The sequence below is a fragment of the Curtobacterium sp. MCBD17_019 genome (genome assembly GCF_003234555.1).
In the GTDB taxonomy this organism is placed as follows: Bacteria; Actinomycetota; Actinomycetes; order Actinomycetales; family Microbacteriaceae; genus Curtobacterium.
Map to the genome: position 1 here is coordinate 128,619 of NZ_QKTT01000008.1, position 15,173 is coordinate 143,791.

The window sequence follows — 15,173 nt, forward strand, 5'->3', positions numbered from 1 at the left end:
ATGGCCACCACGACCAGCGAGAACCCCCTGAACGACCCCGCGGTCGACCCGTTCGAGGTCGCCCGTGACGCCGCCGCCGTGATCGCGGACCGCTCGGGCATCGAGCACCACGACATCGCCCTGACCCTCGGGAGCGGTTGGGCGAAGGCCGCGGACCTCCTCGGCGAGACCGTGTCCGAGGTCCCCGCCACCGAGGTCCCCGGGTTCAGCGCCTCCGCGGTCGTCGGACACACCGGAACGCTGCGATCCGTGCGGATGCCTGACGGGCGGCACGCGCTCGTCATCGGCGCTCGGACGCACTACTACGAAGGCCACGGCGTCCGCCGGGTCGTGCACAGCGTCCGCACCGCTGCCGCGACCGGCGCGTCGATCATGGTGCTCACGAACGGCGCGGGCGGCATCAAGGAGCACTGGACGCCCGGCACGCCCGTCCTCATCAGTGACCACATCAACCTCACCGCGGACAGCCCGCTCGAGGGCGCGACCTTCGTCGACCTGACCGACCTGTACTCCGCACGGCTCCGCGCCGTGGCGAAGGAGATCGACCCGACGCTCGACGAGGGCGTGTACACGCAGTTCCGCGGGCCGCAGTACGAGACCTGGGCCGAGGTGCGGATGGCCCGGACGATCGGCGGTGACATCGTCGGCATGTCCACCGCGCTCGAGGCCATCGCCGCGCGGCAGGCCGGCATGGAGGTCCTCGGCTTCTCGCTCATCACGAACCTGGCTGCCGGGATCCAGAAGGAACCCCTCTCGCACGCCGAGGTCCTGCAAGCCGGCAAGGACGCCGAGCCCGTGATCGCCGACCTGCTCGCCCGGGTCGTGGCGGCACTGTGAGCGGCACGGTGTCCGGCGCGCACGACCCGGACGACGAGTCGACACGCGCAGCCCTGCTCGATGCCGCGACGCGCTGGCTCGACCAGGACCCCGACGACGAGACCCGCGCCGAACTCGACGCGCTGCTCCGTGCTGCGCGCGACGACGACGACTGGGCGCCGCTCGCGGACCGTTTCGGGTCACGCCTCGCGTTCGGCACGGCCGGCCTCCGGGGCGAGCTCGGCGCCGGACCGACCCGGATGAACCGCGTGCTCGTCACCCAGGCCGCGGCGGGACTCGGACGCTTCCTCATCGACTCCGGGCGCGTCCGCAGTGTCGTCATCGGCTACGACGGCCGCGTCAACTCGGACGTGTTCGCCCGCGACTCCGCCGAGGTCCTGGCGGGGCTCGGCATCGAGGTCACGCTGCTGTCCGAGGCCCTGCCGACGCCCGTGCTCGCGTTCGCCGTGCGGCACCTCGACGTCGGCGCCGGGGTGATGGTGACCGCGAGCCACAACCCGCCGCGGGACAACGGCTACAAGGTGTACCTCGGCCAGGGCGACCACGGCTCCCAGATCGTCCCCCCCGTCGACGCCGAGATCGCCCAGGCCATCGACGCCGTCGCCGCGGGCGACATCCGTGACCTCGCCCGCAGCGATGCCTACGCGATCCAGGGCACCGAGGTCGTCGACGCGTACGTCGCCGCCACCGCCGGTCTCGTCGACGCACCCGCCCTGCCGCCGCAGGAGCAGCCGCGCGTCGTCTACACGGCCATGCACGGCGTCGGCTGGGCCACCGCCCGCCAGGTGTTCGCGGCTGCCGGGTTCGCCGAGCCCGACGTCGTCCCCGAGCAGATCGAGCCCGACGGGGCGTTCCCCACCGTGGCCTTCCCGAACCCGGAGGAGCCGGGGGCCATGGACCTGGCGCTCGCGCGCGGTGTCGAGCTCGACGCCGATCTCGTCGTCGCCAACGACCCGGACGCCGACCGCCTGGCGCTCGCGATCCCCGTTCCCGCCGACGACGGCTCCCGGTCCTTCCGGCGGCTCTCGGGCAACGAGGTCGGATGGCTGCTCGGCTGGCGTGCGGCGGAGCAGGCTGCTCAGGGTCGAGCTGGGCGGGCGACGGGTGACGCCGCGGACGAGGGCACCAGGCCGGCCCTCGCCGCCAGCATCGTGAGTTCCCCCGCACTCCGGCACGTGGCGGAGCGGTACGGCCTGGACTACCGCGACACCCTGACCGGCTTCAAGTGGGTCTCCAGGGTCCCGGGCCTCGTCTTCGGGTACGAGGAAGCCCTCGGGTACCTCGTCGACCCGCAGGTCATCCGCGACAAGGACGGCATCTCGGCGGCGGTCGTGCTCCTGGGTCTGGCCACCGAACTCGCCGCTCGTGGCCGCACCATCGCCGACCGGTTGCAGGAGTTCGCCGACACGTTCGGTGCCGCTGGCTCCGGGCAGGTCTCCGTCCGTGTCGACGACCTCGACCGCATCGGACAGGTGATGTCCGCGCTCCGGGAGACGCCGCCGGCCGATCTCGACGGCATACGTGTCCTCGAGGTCACGGACTTCCGCGACGGCGTGGACGGTTTCCCGCCGTCCGACATCCTGCGCTGGGACCTCGACGGCGGCGCACGGGTGATCGTGCGGCCGAGCGGTACGGAGCCGAAGGTGAAGGTCTACATCGACACGGTGTCCTCCGAGGGCCCGGACGCCGCGGCGGTCCTCGTGCAGCGGATCGCGGACGCGGTGCGCCCCCTCGTCTGCTAGTCCCCCGGATTCTCCACAACCGACGGTCCGAGGGACGGTGCTGCACCGTGCTTCCTGCACCATGGCCGCATGCACGAGCTGTCCGTCATCGCGACCCCGTCCGACCCCGAGCTCGGCCGACAACTGCGACGAGCGACGGAGCGAGGTGCGCTGACACGCCTCGCTCCCGGTCGCTTCGTCCGGACCGACCACTGGGATGCCGCGAGCGCCGACGTGCGACACCGTGCTCGGATCCGCGCCGTCTTGCCGACCACGGCGCCGGGGACGGTGGTGTCTCACTCGTCAGCGGTCGCCGTGCACGGTCTCCCCTGGCTCGGTGCGTTCCCGTCGATCGTCACGGTCACCGATCCGAAGCGCGTCAACGGTCAACGGCGGAGCACGATCCGGAAGCTCGGCGGAGCGACGCGGTTCATCACGGTGACCCGCTGGCGTCGGTCCCTCGTCACGACCCCGGCTGCCACGGGCGTCGACATCGCACTCGCCGAGGATCGACGGCACGCCATCGTCGTCCTCGATGCGCTGCTGCGGTCGGGAGTCCGGCGGCCAGAACTCACGCGAGAACTCCGCATGCGTCCGGCGTCACGCGCCCGTCGCCGTGCTGCAGACCTGATCGCCCTCGCGAGCGGGGACAGCGGGTCCCCGGGCGAGAGCGTCACGCGCCTGCTCATGCACGATCTCGGTGCGCCGATGCCGGTCCTGCAAGCACCCTTCCACGACGCCGACGGTCTCATCGGACGTGTCGACTTCTGGTTCCCGACCAGTGGCGTCATCGTCGAGTTCGACGGCGCGGTGAAGTACCGGTCGCGAGCGATGCGGCACGGTCGCTCCATCGAGCGTGTCGTGATGGACGAGAAGCGGCGCGAGGACCGGCTCCGGAGCGTTCCGGGCGTCCGGACGGTGCTCCGTCTCGTGTGGGCCGACATCCAACCCGGCGGCACAGCACCGGAGCAACTCGCTCGGGTCGGTCTCCTCGCGCACGTGGCATGAGCTGGCTGAAGTCGAACCGGGCCGCAGCGGGTTGAGCCGCGCGATGGCCCGGCTCGTTGTCCACTCGGCGGTTCACAGTGGCGCAACGAGCGGGAGCGACCCGGCCGCGGTCAGCCGAGCGCTCGCTCGACCGCGGTCGAGATCTCCTGCTGGTCGAAGTGGTTCCGGATGACGATGACCTCGGCGTAGGTCCGTCCGATGGCCTCCACGAACTCCTCGCTCGTCAGGATGACCTGGGCGTCAGCCGCGACGTCCCGCACCGAGGCGACGTCGGCCGCGACGACGTCGGCGTCGAGCCCGAGGTCGGCGAGCGCCCGCTCCGCGTTGACCTTGAGGATCCCACTCGAACCGATACCCGCACCGCAGATCGTCACGATCTTCATGCCGTCACCCCCATGATCTGCCGGACCTCGTCCGGGCTCTGCGCCGCCGCCAACCGATCGGTCACGGAGGCGTCGTTGAACAGGTTGGCCAGGGCGCCGATGGAGTCGAGATGCCCTCCGACGGACGCCACGGCGAGCCCGAGCACGACCCGAACGGGGTCGTTGTGCGGATGCCCGAAGACCACCGGTGCGGCCAGGGTCACCACGGCGAGACCGTCGCGGTGCACCTCGGGACCCGGTCGGGCGTGCGCCAACGCCAGCCCGGGCGAGATCACGATGTACGGGCCGTGCTCCTCGACCATGGCGACCATCGACCGGCCGTAGGAGGGGTCCGTCGCTCCCGATGCCGCGAGCGCTCCGCCCGCGAGACCGATGGCCGCGCGCCAGTCCGCCGCCGTCTCGTGGATCACGACGGCGCTGTCAGGGAGCGGCGGGAGCGTGGCGGTCATGCCTCGGCGTGACCCGTGGTGATCGTCGCGATGATCTCCTCGCGGTCCTCGAGGGGCAGGAACGCTCCGAGCGCGGCGTTGATCTGGAACGCCGCGAGGTCGTCGAGGTCGTACCCGAACGTCGCGGCGAGGAGCGCGAGCTCCTTCGACAACGACGTGTCGCTCATGAGCCGGTTGTCGGTGTTGACCGTGACCCGAAACCCGAGCTGGTAGAGCGTGTCGAACGGGTGGTCCGCCAGGTCGTCGCCCCAGGCCGCGATCGCCCCGGTCTGCAGGTTCGACGACGGCGACACCTCGAGCGGGATCTCACGGTCCCGCACCCACGACGCGATCTCGCCCAGGGCCGCGAGGGCCGAGCCGTCGGTGTCGGCGTCGGTGATCTCGACGTCCTCGAACACGCGGACGCCGTGCCCGAGCCGCAGCGCACGACCGTCGAGCAGCGCCGATCGGATGGAGTCGAGCCCCGCCGCCTCGCCGGCGTGCACGGTGACGGGCATGAACTGCGCCGCCAGGTAGTCGAACGCCGCACGGTGCCGCGATGCGGGGAAGCCGTCCTCGGCGCCCGCGATGTCGAAGCCGACGACCCCGTGGTCACGGTGCCGCACAGCGAGTTCCGCGATCTCGAGCCCGCGGTCGGCGTGGCGCATCGCGGTCACGAGCTGGCCGACGCGGATCCGCCCGCCAGCGGCGTCCACGGCTTCCTCGATGCCCTGCTGCACCGCCTCGACGGTCTGGTCGAGCGTCAGACCGCCCTGGAGGTGCTGCTCGGGCGCCCAGCGCACCTCGCCGTACACGACACCGTCGGCCACGAGGTCCTCGACGAAGTCCCGCGCGACACGCGTCAGTCCCTCGCGGCTCTGCATGACGGCGGTCGTGACGTCGAACGTCTTGAGGTACTCGACGAGCGACCCGGAGTTCGACTGGTCCGCGAACCAGCGCCCGAGGTCGTCCGGGTCGGTCGTCGGCAGGGACACCCCGGCCGCGTCGGCGAGCTCGACGATGGTCGTCGGGCGGAGGCCGCCGTCGAGGTGATCGTGCAGGGACACCTTGGGCAGGTCGTTGATCACCGCCCCGCCGTCCGGGAGCCGGTAGTTCTGGTCGGGGGCGCTCATGCCCCCAAGGCTACCGGCCGATGCGCTCCCGCACGATCGAACCGCGCTCCGGCGCGGTGTCCCCGATCCCCCAGGCGCCCTCGAGCGCATCGAGGGCCCGGTCGAAGCGCGCGGGCTCGTCGGTGTGCAGCGTGAACAGGGGCTGCCCTGTGGTCACGGCGTCGCCCGGCTTTGCGTGCAGCTCGATCCCGGCGCCCGCCTGCACCGGGTCCTGCGCGCGCGCACGACCGGCACCGAGCCTCCAGGCCGCGATGCCGAACGGCAGCGCTCGCTGCTCGGTGAGCACGCCCGAGCGCGGCGCGGTGACGACGTGGGTCTCGCGAGCCGTCGGGAGTGGCGCGGACGGTTCGCCGCCCTGCGCGGCGATCATCCGACGCCAGGTGTCCATCGCTCGTCCGTCCGCGAGCGCGGCGGCCGGGTCGGCGTCGGGCAGGCCGGCGAGCTGCAGCATCTCGGTCGCGAGCGCGAGCGTCAGCTCGACGAGATCGGCCGGACCGCCGCCGGCGAGGACCTCGACGGACTCACGGACCTCGAGCGCGTTGCCGATGGTCCGGCCGAGGGGGACGTCCATGTCCGTGAGCAGTGCCGTGGTGGCGACGCCGGCGTCCTGCCCGAGTTCGACCATCGTGCGGGCGAGGGCCCGGGACTGCTCGATGTCCTGCAGGAACGCGCCGGACCCGAACTTGACGTCGAGGACGAGCGCGCCCGTCCCCTCGGCGATCTTCTTGCTCATGATGCTCGACGCGATGAGCGGGATGCACTCGACCGTGCCGGTGACGTCGCGGAGCGCGTACAGCTTCTTGTCCGCCGGCGCGAGACCGGACCCGGCCGCGCACACGACCGCGCCGACGTCGGCGAGCACCTCACGCATCCGGGCGTTCGACAGCGAGGCCTGCCAGCCGGGGATCGACTCGAGCTTGTCGAGGGTGCCACCGGTGTGCCCGAGTCCACGGCCGGACAGCTGCGGCACGGCGACGCCGAACGACGCGACGAGCGGGGCGAGCGGCAGAGTGGTCTTGTCGCCGACGCCACCGGTCGAGTGCTTGTCCACCGTGACCTTGCCGAGTCCGTCGAACGACATGCGTTCGCCGGACGCGATCATCGCCAGGGTGAGGTCGCGCACCTCGCGCCGGTCCATGCCGTTGAGGAAGATCGCCATCGCGAGCGCCGCCATCTGCTCGTCGGCGACGTACCCGCGGGTGTAGGCGTCGACGAGCCAGTCGATCTCGGCGGTCGACAGCGTGCCGCGGCCCCGCTTCGTGCGGATGAGGTCGACGGTGTCGAACGGCTCCACGGCGGTCACTGGTGCTCCGCCCGGTAGGTCGCGAGGGTCCGCGGCCCGAACGCGTCCGGCAGGACCTCGTCCATCGTGCGGACGCCCGACACGGTCTCGAGCAGCATGCCGTCCGCGGAGTGCTCGAAGAGCAGCTGCCGGCAGCGCCCGCAGGGCATGAGCACGGAGCCGCTGCCGTCGACGCAGGTGAACGCGACGAGCCGGCCACCGCCCGTCATGTGGAGCTGGGACACGAGCGAGCACTCGGCGCAGAGCGTCACACCGTACGAGGCGTTCTCGACGTTGCAGCCGGCGACGACGCGGCCGTCCTCGGTGATCGCGGCGGCCCCGACGGGGAACGACGAGTAGGGCACGTACGCGTGGCCCATCGCCTCGGTCGCGGCCGCCCGCAGGGCGTCCCAGTCCACGTCGGCCGGGAGGGACGGGGCCGCCTCCGCCGCGTGAGCGGACTGGGTGGCGGGGTCGGTTGCGGACATGGGGTGTGCCTCCCGGTGGAGCAGGTCGCGGCCGATCGCTCCCCCTGGGGGGCGGCCGCGGTGGATCAGGACTTGATGTACGGCTTGCCGGACGCGGCTGGACCGCGGGACTGCCCGACGAGTCCGGCGACGGCGAAGATCGTCACGACGTACGGCAGCATGAGCAGGAACTGCGTCGGCACCGGCGAGTGGATCGCCGCGAGCAGGTTCTGCAGATTCGATGCGAACCCGAAGAGCAGCGCGGCGAGCGTCGCCTTGATCGGGTCCCATCGACCGAAGATGACGGCAGCGAGGGCGATGTACCCGGCACCGGCCGTCATGTCCTTCGCGAACGGGCCCGCGTTCCCGAGGGTGAAGTACGCACCGCCGAGACCGGCGATCGCGCCCGCGAGCGAGATGTTCCAGAACCGGGTGCTGGTGACGTTGATGCCCACGGTGTCGGCCGCCTGCGGGTGCTCGCCGACGGCCCGGAGCCGGAGGCCCCAGCGGGTGGTGAACAGGCCGATCGTGACCGCGGCGACCGCGATGTACATGAGGTACACGATCACCGACTGGTGGAAGAACACCGGGCCGATGATCGGGATCGCGGAGAGTCCGGGGATCTCGATCGCCGGGAACCGCACGCCGACGTTGAGCGCCGTGTCGGTCGCGAGGACCTTGGAGTAGAGGAACCCGGTGAGGCCCGAGACGAACGCGTTGATGACGACGCCGACGATCACCTGGTCGACGAGGTACTTGATGCTGAACGCCGCGAGGATGAACGACACGAGCACCCCGGCGATCACCGCGGCGACGAGTCCGACCCACGCCGAACCGGTGATGCTCGCGACGACGGCGGACGCGAACGCACCGGCGAGGAACTGCCCCTCGATCGCGATGTTCACGACACCGACGCGCTCGGAGATGACACCGCCGAGCGAGCCGAAGATGAGCGGGGCGGACAGGCCGAGCGCGCCGACGAGCAGACCCGGGACGGGGATCGTCGAACCGGGCGAGGCCCACGTGAGGAACGCGATGACGAAGGCGATCGCGAACAGCACGGTCACCCAGGTCTGCACCTTCCGCGACCGTGCGGCCCGCCACGTGGCGTAGGCGGTCCCGATGGCGAGGAGGACGATGACGACGATGCCGGTCCCGGTCGCGGGGAGCGGCACGGCGGGCAGCTGCACGAGGTCGTGCGCCGACGCGAGCTCGAACGTGGACGTGCCGGGCTTGTGGAACACGCCGAACAGCACGAGTGCGAACAGCGTGAACACGCCGTACCCGATCGGTGCCTTCCAGCTCCGGACGGCCGTCACCGGACGGTCCGCGGCGGACGCGGCCGGCGCGGTGGCGTTGGGGGCGAGGACGCTCACGCGGCGACCGCCTTCCGCTTGGTGCGGCGAGCACCCGGCTGCGGGAGACGGAAGATCGCGCGGACGAGCGGCGGGGCCGCGATGAACAGGACGATGAGCGCCTGGATGACGCTGACGATGTCGATGGGGATGTTCTGGCTGGCCTGCACGTAGCTGCCGCCGGCCTTGAGCGCACCGAACAGCAGACCGGCCCAGAAGACGCCCCACGGCTTCGACCGACCGAGCAGCGCGACCGTGATGGCGTCGAACCCGATGCCCGCGTCGATGCCCTGGTCGTACCCGCTGGTGACCGCGGCCTGCACCTGGTAGGCCCCGGCGATGCCGACGAGGGCCCCGGAGATCACCATGGCCCAGATCGTGATGCTGCCGACGTCCATGCCGGCGACGCGCGCCGCACGGGGGTTCTCGCCCACGGTGCGGAAGCGGAACCCCAGCGTCGACCGGCTCATGAGCCACCACGTGAACACGACGGCCGCGATGGCGATGAGGATCCCGATGTCGACACCGGTCCCCTGGCCACCGATGAGCGTCGGGAGGACCGCGGACGGCAGCGTCGGCGACGACTGCGGGTTCGCGCTCCCGGGCGCCTGGAGCAGCCCCTTCGTGCCGAGGCCGTACTCGAGCAGGTACAGCGCCACGTAGTTGAGCATGATCGTGACGATCACTTCGTGCGCGCCCGTGCGGGACTTCAGCACGCCCACGATCCCGCCCCAGATCGCACCGCCGACCATGCCCGCGACGACCGTCAGCGGGATGTGCACGATCGCCGGCATGTGGAACGAGTACCCGAACCAGGCGGCGGAGGCGGCGCCGACGAGGATCTGCCCCTGGCCGCCGATGTTGAACAGTCCGGAGCGGAACGACACCGCGACCCCGAGGCCCGCGACGATGAGCGGCGTGGCGAAGTCGATCGTCGTCCAGAGCGACGCGATGCCCGACGAGAAGGTCGACTGGCCCGGGTCGTACACCGCGCCGTCGAACATGCTGAGGAACGCGCCGCCCACGCTGTGCCCGATCGCCACGAAGGTGTCGGAGGGACGGGCGAAGAAGTAGCCCATCGCCGTCGTGACCGTCTTGTCCGTGATCGCGATGAGGATGCCGCTGGCGACGAGCGCCAGGACCACGGCCAACACCGTGACGAGGACCGAGCCGCCCAGGATCCCGCGCAGCGCCGCCGACCAGCGGTCCACGCCGCCGCCGTCGTCGGCGGTCTCGGTGGTCAGCGACGTGCCCGCCTCGAGGTCCTGCAGTCGGTCGTCGGTCTGGAGGTCCGGTTCGGCCGCCGTCGTCGGCGTCCGGGTGTCGTCGGTCATGCGGCGAGTTCCGTCCCGGCGGGGAGTTCCCCCGCCATCATGAGGCCGAGCACGTCACGCGGGGTGTCCGCCGGGACGATGCCGATGATGGTGCCGCGGTACATCACGGCGATGCGGTCGGCGAGCGCGACGACCTCGTCGAGCTCGGTCGAGACGACGATGACGGGGACGCCCTGGTCGCGCGCGGCGACGATGCGCTTGTGCACGAACTCGATCGACCCGACGTCGATGCCGCGGGTGGGCTGCGCGGCGACGAACAACCGGAGGTCGCGGCTCAGCTCGCGTGCGATGACGACCTTCTGCTGGTTCCCGCCCGACAGGCGTCCGACGGCGGTGGTCCGGCTCGGCGTCCGGACGTCGAACTCGGCGATCTTGTCGTCGGCGAAACGGTCGCGCTCGGCGGACCGGATCGTGCCCGCGCTGGCGAACTGGGACGAGGACGTGCGGTCGAGGATGAGGTTGTCGGCGATCGAGAACTCGGCGACGAGGCCGTCCTCTTGTCGGTCCTCGGGGACGAAGCCCACCCCGGCGTCGAGCACCTTCTTGACGCTCGCGTCGGTGATGTCCCGGCCGTCCAGGGTGATGGTGCCCGCGTGCACGGTCTCGAGCCCGAGGATGGCCTCGGTCAGCTCGGTCTGGCCGTTGCCCTGGACGCCCGCGATCGCCAGGATCTCGCCACGTCGGACCGAGAACGACAGGTCGTCGACGAGGACGTGGCCCGCTGCGTCGGTCACCGTGAGGTCGCGGACCACGAGGGCGTCCGCCCCGGGTGTGGCCGGGGCCTTGTCGACGACGAGCTCGACGCTGCGGCCCACCATGAGCGCGGCGAGCTCGGCGTTCGACGCGGTGGGCGAGGCCTCGCCGACGACGCGTCCGAGCCGCACGACCGTGATGCGGTCGGCGACCTCGCGGACCTCGCGGAGCTTGTGGGTGATGAACACGATCGCCGTGCCGGCCTCGCGCAGCTGCCGCATGATCGACATGAGCTCGTCGGTCTCCTGCGGGGTGAGGACCGCGGTCGGCTCGTCGAACACGAGCACCGAGGCGTCCCGCGACAGGGCCTTGATGATCTCGACCCGCTGCTGGACGCCGACCGGCAGGTCCTCGACCTTGGCGTCGGGGTCGACGTCGAACCCGAAGCGCTCGGAGATCTCGCGGACGCGCTTGCGGGCGCCCGCGAGGTCGAGACGGCCACCGAAGGTCGTGGGCTCGTGTCCGAGCATGACGTTCTCGGCGACGGTGAACACCGGCACGAGCATGAAGTGCTGGTGGACCATCCCGATGCCGGCGCGCATCGCGTCGCCCGGGCCGTCGAAGTGCTGCACCGTGTCGTCGAGGAGGATCTCGCCCTCGTCCGCCTGGTACAGGCCGTAGAGGACGTTCATGAGCGTGGACTTGCCCGCGCCGTTCTCACCGAGCAAGCAGTGGATCTCGCCCGGCTCGACGGTGAGCGAGATGTGGTCGTTCGCGACGAGGGCGCCGAAGCGCTTGGTGATGCCGCGGAGCTCGAGCTTCATGGGCCGGATTCTATTTCTCTCGGGAGTCGCGCTGGGGTGGGCGCGGGTCCGCTGGTGGAGGGCGGCGCCGCCGCGGTGGTCCGATGGCGGGCGCACGAACGCGGGCGGACGGCCGGAGCCGCCCGCCCGCGACGGGGTGTTACTTGACGTTCGACTGGGTCGCGACCTTGATCTTGCCGCTGATGATCCCGGCCTTGATCGTCTTCAGCTCGCCGGCGAGCGAGGAGTCGACCTTGGACGAGTAGTCGTGGAACGGGGCGAGCCCGACGCCGTCGTTCTTCAGCGTGCCGACGTACGGGGCGTTCGAGTACTTGCCCTTGCCCGCGGTCTCGACGACCGAGGTCGTGGCCTGTCGGATGCCCTTGAGGACGCTCGTCAGGGCGATGCTCTTGTAGCGCGGGTCCGCGGTGTAGAGGTCGCTGTCGGCGCCGATGAGGACGCTGCCGTTCTTGGCGTCGTTGATCGCCTCGGCCGCGGACTGGTAGATCGGGCCACCGACGGGGAAGATCACGTCGGCGTTCTGGTCGAGGAGCGACTGCGCCACCGACTTGGCCTGCGTGCCGGCCGAGAAGCCACCCGTGAACGAACCCTGCTGCGTCTTCTCGTTCCAGCCGACGACCTTGACGTCCTTGCCGTGCTGCTGGTTGTAGTACTGGACGCCGTCGTAGAAGCCGTCCATGTAGATGGTCACGGTCGGGAGCTTCTGGCCGCCGAAGGTGCCGACCACGCCGGTCTTCGAGTAGCTGGCCGCCGCGTACCCGCCGAGGAACGCCGCCTGCGAGGTGTCGAACGTGATCGGCTTGATGTTCTTCGACTGCAGGGTGTCGTCGATGATCGCGAAGTTCGTCTTGGCGTTCGACGCGGCGTTCGACTTCGTCGCGGCCTCGAGGTTGAAGCCGACCGTCACGATCAGGCTGCACTTCTGGCTGAGGAGGGTGCGGATGTTCGGGTTGTAGTCGTTCGAGTCGGTCGACTGCACCGTCTTCGGGGTGACGCCGAGCGACTTTGCCGCGTCCTGCAGGCCGTCGTAGCCGAGCTGGTTGAACGAGTGGTCGTCGAAGCCGCCGTTGTCCGAGACCATGCACGGCAGGAAGTCCGACTTCGAGCCCGACGCACTGGACGACGACGGGGCGGCCGAACAGCCGGCGAGCATCGTCACGGTGCCCAGCAGGGCCAGGCCGCCGAGCGCGAGCTTACGGGTGCTGAATGTCACGGGGTGTCCTCCACAGGGGTGCAGCCCGGCTCTGCGCACCGGGCGATCGGAAGGACAGTACACGACGGTCCGGCCGGTGCAGGACCGCTCCGGCCGGGGGCTGGGCACCGTTGCCCGATCGCGACGAACCTGTAACGCGCTCGTAACGCTGGTACCCCGGACGCGGGCACCGGGGTACCAGCGCGGACTCCGACGCGGCGTGGCTACAGCACGTCGTCGCGGCCGCTGATCTTGAGCGCGTCGACGACGCCCTTGACCCGCTGCGCGTTGGCGCTCGTCGTGACGAGCAGCGCGTCCGGGGTGTCCACGACCACGATGTCGTCGACGCCGATGAGCGAGATGAGCCGGTCGCTGTGGCTGACCACGATGCCGCTCGACGAGTCCGCGAGGATGCGGGCGTTGTCCCCGAGGACGGCGAGGTTGTGCGGTCGGCCGCCGGACTGCAGCTTGGCGAGCGAGGCGAAGTCGCCGACGTCGTCCCAGTCGAAGTCCCCGGGCACGACCGCCATGCGCCCGGCCGCCGCGGCGGGCTCGGCGACGGTGTAGTCGATCGCGATCTTCTTGAGTCGCGGCCACACCTGGTCGACGACGGCCCCGCGCGAGGACGTGTCCCACGCGGCGGCGAGCTCCTCGATCCCGGCGAGGAGTTCCGGTTCGCTCCGCCCGATCTCCTCGAGCAGTCGGTCCGCCCGGGCGATGAACATCCCCGCGTTCCACATGTAGGAGCCGTCTGCGACGTACGCGGTCGCCGTCTCGAGGTCGGGCTTCTCGACGAACGACTGGACGGCGTGGACGTCCTTCGCCGAGTCGACGTGGATCCGCTCCCCCGCGTGGATGTAGCCGAAGCCGATCGCCGGCTCGGTCGGGGTGATGCCGATCGTCGTGATGTACCCGGCCTCGGCCGCGACCACGGCCTCCCGCACGGACCGGCGGAACCCGCGGACGTCACCGATCACGTGGTCGGCCGCGAACGAGCCGATGACGACGTCGGGCTCGCGGCGGCGCAGGATCGCGGCGGCGAGGCCGATCGCGGCGGTCGAGTCCTTCGGTTCGCTCTCGAGCACGACGTTGTGGTCGGCGAGACCGGGGAGCTGGCGTTCGACGGCAGCGCGGTGCGCCCGGCCGGTGACGACCATGATGCGTTGGTCGCCGCTCAGCGGGGCGAGGCGGTCCCAGGTCGACCGGAGCAGGGACGCGCCCGTGCCGGTCAGGTCGTGGAGGAACTTCGGCGCGTCCGCCCGGGACAACGGCCAGAGTCGGGAGCCGATGCCACCGGCGGGGATGATGGCGTAGAAGCGCTCGAGGTCGTCGGTCATCCGGTCACCATATCGGCGGGGGCGGCACGAGCGGCAGGGGCACCGGCCGCCGGTCCGGGAGGCGCGGCTCCCGTCCCCGGATCGCCACGGCCCGTTCACGTGGTCACCCCCGGACGGCATGGCACGAGGAGGTCGGTGCCCGGCCGTAGGATGGTCCGTGTTCCACACGAACACGAACGGCAACGGCCGCCGATCGGCGGCCGAGCATCCCACGGGAGGGCGCGCTCATGGCCGAGCAGACCGCTGTGCACGACGAACCCGGTGGCGCGACGGCAGTCGCGGCGCCGGTCGGTCCCACGTCGGCACCGACACCGCGACCACCGCGGGCCCCGTCGGGCACGCTCTACCGCGGCGGCGCCGGCATGTGGTCGTGGGTGCTGCACCGCATCACGGGCGTCGCGATCTACTTCTTCCTGCTCGTGCACATCCTGGACACGGCCCTCGTCCGACTCTCGCCCGCCGCGTACGACGCCGTCATCGGCACGTACAAGACGCCGATCATGAACCTCGGCGAGACCGGCCTCGTGATGGCGATCGTCTTCCACGCGATCAACGGCCTGCGCATCGTCGCGGTCGACTTCTGGAGCAAGGGACCGCAGTACCAGCGGCTCATGTTCTGGATCGTGGTCGGGATCTGGGTGGTGCTGATCGCGGGCTTCCTGCCGACCCAGATCATGAACCTCGTGGCCGACCTGCACTGAGCGGAGGAGATCCGATGACCACCGAGACCGTCGAGGCCCCGCGTTCCGCCACGGCCGCCCGCCGCACCACCAACTGGGAGAAGTGGGGCTGGATCTACATGCGCGCGTCGGGGATCGTCCTCGTCGTGCTCATCTTCGGGCACCTGTTCATCAACATGGTCGCCGGGGGTGGCGTCAAGCAGATCGACTTCGCCTTCGTCGCCGGCAAGTGGGCGAGTCCGCTCTGGCAGGTGTGGGACACGCTCATGCTGTGGCTCGCGCTCATCCACGGCTCGAACGGCATGCGCACGATCATCAACGACTACGTCGGCCGACCGGCCGTGCGGCGCACGCTGCTCGGCGCCGTGCTCGTCGCGTGCGTCGTGCTGATCGCGCTCGGCACGCTCGTCTGCTGGACGTTCGACCCGTGCCCCGCGGGTGCCGCGGCCGCCGACCTGCCGTCGTTCTGCCCCGCGCACTGAGCTCCGCCCTCCTGACC

Annotated in this window: 15 protein-coding genes; 5 read left to right on the forward strand and 10 right to left on the reverse strand. The window is 71.0% G+C overall.

Translation table 11 applies throughout. From position 1 onward, the window contains the following. The 3 genes from DEI82_RS09525 (at position 1) to DEI82_RS09535 (ending at position 3,566) form a co-directional block, all read left to right on the forward strand. Entirely contained in the window at positions 1-837 is an 837-nt protein-coding gene (locus DEI82_RS09525; protein WP_111013480.1) for a purine-nucleoside phosphorylase, read from the forward strand. Further along, a complete protein-coding gene (locus DEI82_RS09530) occupies positions 834-2,579 on the forward strand; it encodes a phospho-sugar mutase (RefSeq protein ID WP_375334620.1) in 1,746 nt (581 codons plus the stop codon). The genes DEI82_RS09525 and DEI82_RS09530 overlap by 4 nt, the downstream gene beginning before the upstream one ends. Before the next feature lie 69 nt (positions 2,580-2,648). Further along, on the forward strand, positions 2,649-3,566 hold the full coding sequence (locus tag DEI82_RS09535; protein WP_111036614.1) for a hypothetical protein: 918 nt from the start codon (positions 2,649-2,651) through the stop codon (positions 3,564-3,566). 110 nt (positions 3,567-3,676) lie between these two features. Here DEI82_RS09535 and DEI82_RS09540 read toward each other — a convergent pair whose 3' ends face one another. The 10 genes from DEI82_RS09540 to DEI82_RS09585 all read right to left on the reverse strand — a co-directional run bounded on the left by DEI82_RS09540 (position 3,677) and on the right by DEI82_RS09585 (position 13,994). Next, the gene (locus DEI82_RS09540) at positions 3,677-3,949 is read right to left on the reverse strand and encodes a PTS sugar transporter subunit IIB (RefSeq protein WP_111036615.1); all 273 of its coding nucleotides are present in this window, start codon (positions 3,947-3,949) and stop codon (positions 3,677-3,679) included. Then, positions 3,946-4,398 carry a PTS sugar transporter subunit IIA gene (locus DEI82_RS09545; protein WP_111009515.1) on the reverse strand — a complete coding sequence of 151 codons (453 nt, stop codon included), beginning with the start codon at positions 4,396-4,398 and terminating at the stop codon, positions 3,946-3,948. Before DEI82_RS09545 ends, DEI82_RS09540 begins: the two co-directional genes overlap by 4 nt. Then, positions 4,395-5,510, reverse strand: a complete 1,116-nt coding sequence (locus DEI82_RS09550; RefSeq protein ID WP_111036616.1) for an adenosine deaminase — start codon at positions 5,508-5,510, stop codon at positions 4,395-4,397. Before DEI82_RS09550 ends, DEI82_RS09545 begins: the two co-directional genes overlap by 4 nt. Positions 5,511-5,520: 10 nt before the next feature. Then, complete coding sequence (locus tag DEI82_RS09555) at positions 5,521-6,813, reverse strand: thymidine phosphorylase (protein WP_111036617.1); 1,293 nt, start codon at positions 6,811-6,813, stop codon at positions 5,521-5,523. Further along, positions 6,810-7,349: a cytidine deaminase gene (locus tag DEI82_RS09560; protein WP_375334621.1), complete on the reverse strand. Its 540-nt coding sequence runs from the start codon at positions 7,347-7,349 to the stop codon at positions 6,810-6,812. The genes DEI82_RS09555 and DEI82_RS09560 overlap by 4 nt, the downstream gene beginning before the upstream one ends. Further along, on the reverse strand, positions 7,346-8,635 hold the full coding sequence (locus DEI82_RS09565; RefSeq protein ID WP_111036619.1) for an ABC transporter permease: 1,290 nt from the start codon (positions 8,633-8,635) through the stop codon (positions 7,346-7,348). The genes DEI82_RS09560 and DEI82_RS09565 overlap by 4 nt, the downstream gene beginning before the upstream one ends. After that, a complete protein-coding gene (locus DEI82_RS09570) occupies positions 8,632-9,948 on the reverse strand; it encodes an ABC transporter permease (protein WP_111036620.1) in 1,317 nt (438 codons plus the stop codon). The genes DEI82_RS09565 and DEI82_RS09570 overlap by 4 nt, the downstream gene beginning before the upstream one ends. Next, positions 9,945-11,465, reverse strand: a complete 1,521-nt coding sequence (locus DEI82_RS09575; RefSeq protein ID WP_111036621.1) for an ABC transporter ATP-binding protein — start codon at positions 11,463-11,465, stop codon at positions 9,945-9,947. The genes DEI82_RS09570 and DEI82_RS09575 overlap by 4 nt, the downstream gene beginning before the upstream one ends. A 139-nt stretch (positions 11,466-11,604) precedes the next feature. Further along, on the reverse strand, positions 11,605-12,678 hold the full coding sequence (locus DEI82_RS09580; protein ID WP_111009508.1) for a BMP family protein: 1,074 nt from the start codon (positions 12,676-12,678) through the stop codon (positions 11,605-11,607). Positions 12,679-12,881: 203 nt separating this feature from the next. Continuing rightward, complete coding sequence (locus DEI82_RS09585; protein ID WP_111009507.1) at positions 12,882-13,994, reverse strand: mannose-1-phosphate guanylyltransferase; 1,113 nt, start codon at positions 13,992-13,994, stop codon at positions 12,882-12,884. A gap of 227 nt (positions 13,995-14,221) precedes the next feature. Here DEI82_RS09585 and sdhC point away from each other — a divergent pair, with 227 nt between their 5' ends. Together sdhC and sdhD are read left to right on the forward strand one after the other, a co-directional pair. Then, positions 14,222-14,695: a succinate dehydrogenase, cytochrome b556 subunit gene (gene sdhC, locus DEI82_RS09590; RefSeq protein ID WP_111009506.1), complete on the forward strand. Its 474-nt coding sequence runs from the start codon at positions 14,222-14,224 to the stop codon at positions 14,693-14,695. A 14-nt stretch (positions 14,696-14,709) separates the two neighbouring features. Next, entirely contained in the window at positions 14,710-15,156 is a 447-nt protein-coding gene (gene sdhD / locus DEI82_RS09595; RefSeq protein ID WP_111036622.1) for a succinate dehydrogenase, hydrophobic membrane anchor protein, read from the forward strand. Positions 15,157-15,173 lie beyond the last annotated feature (17 nt).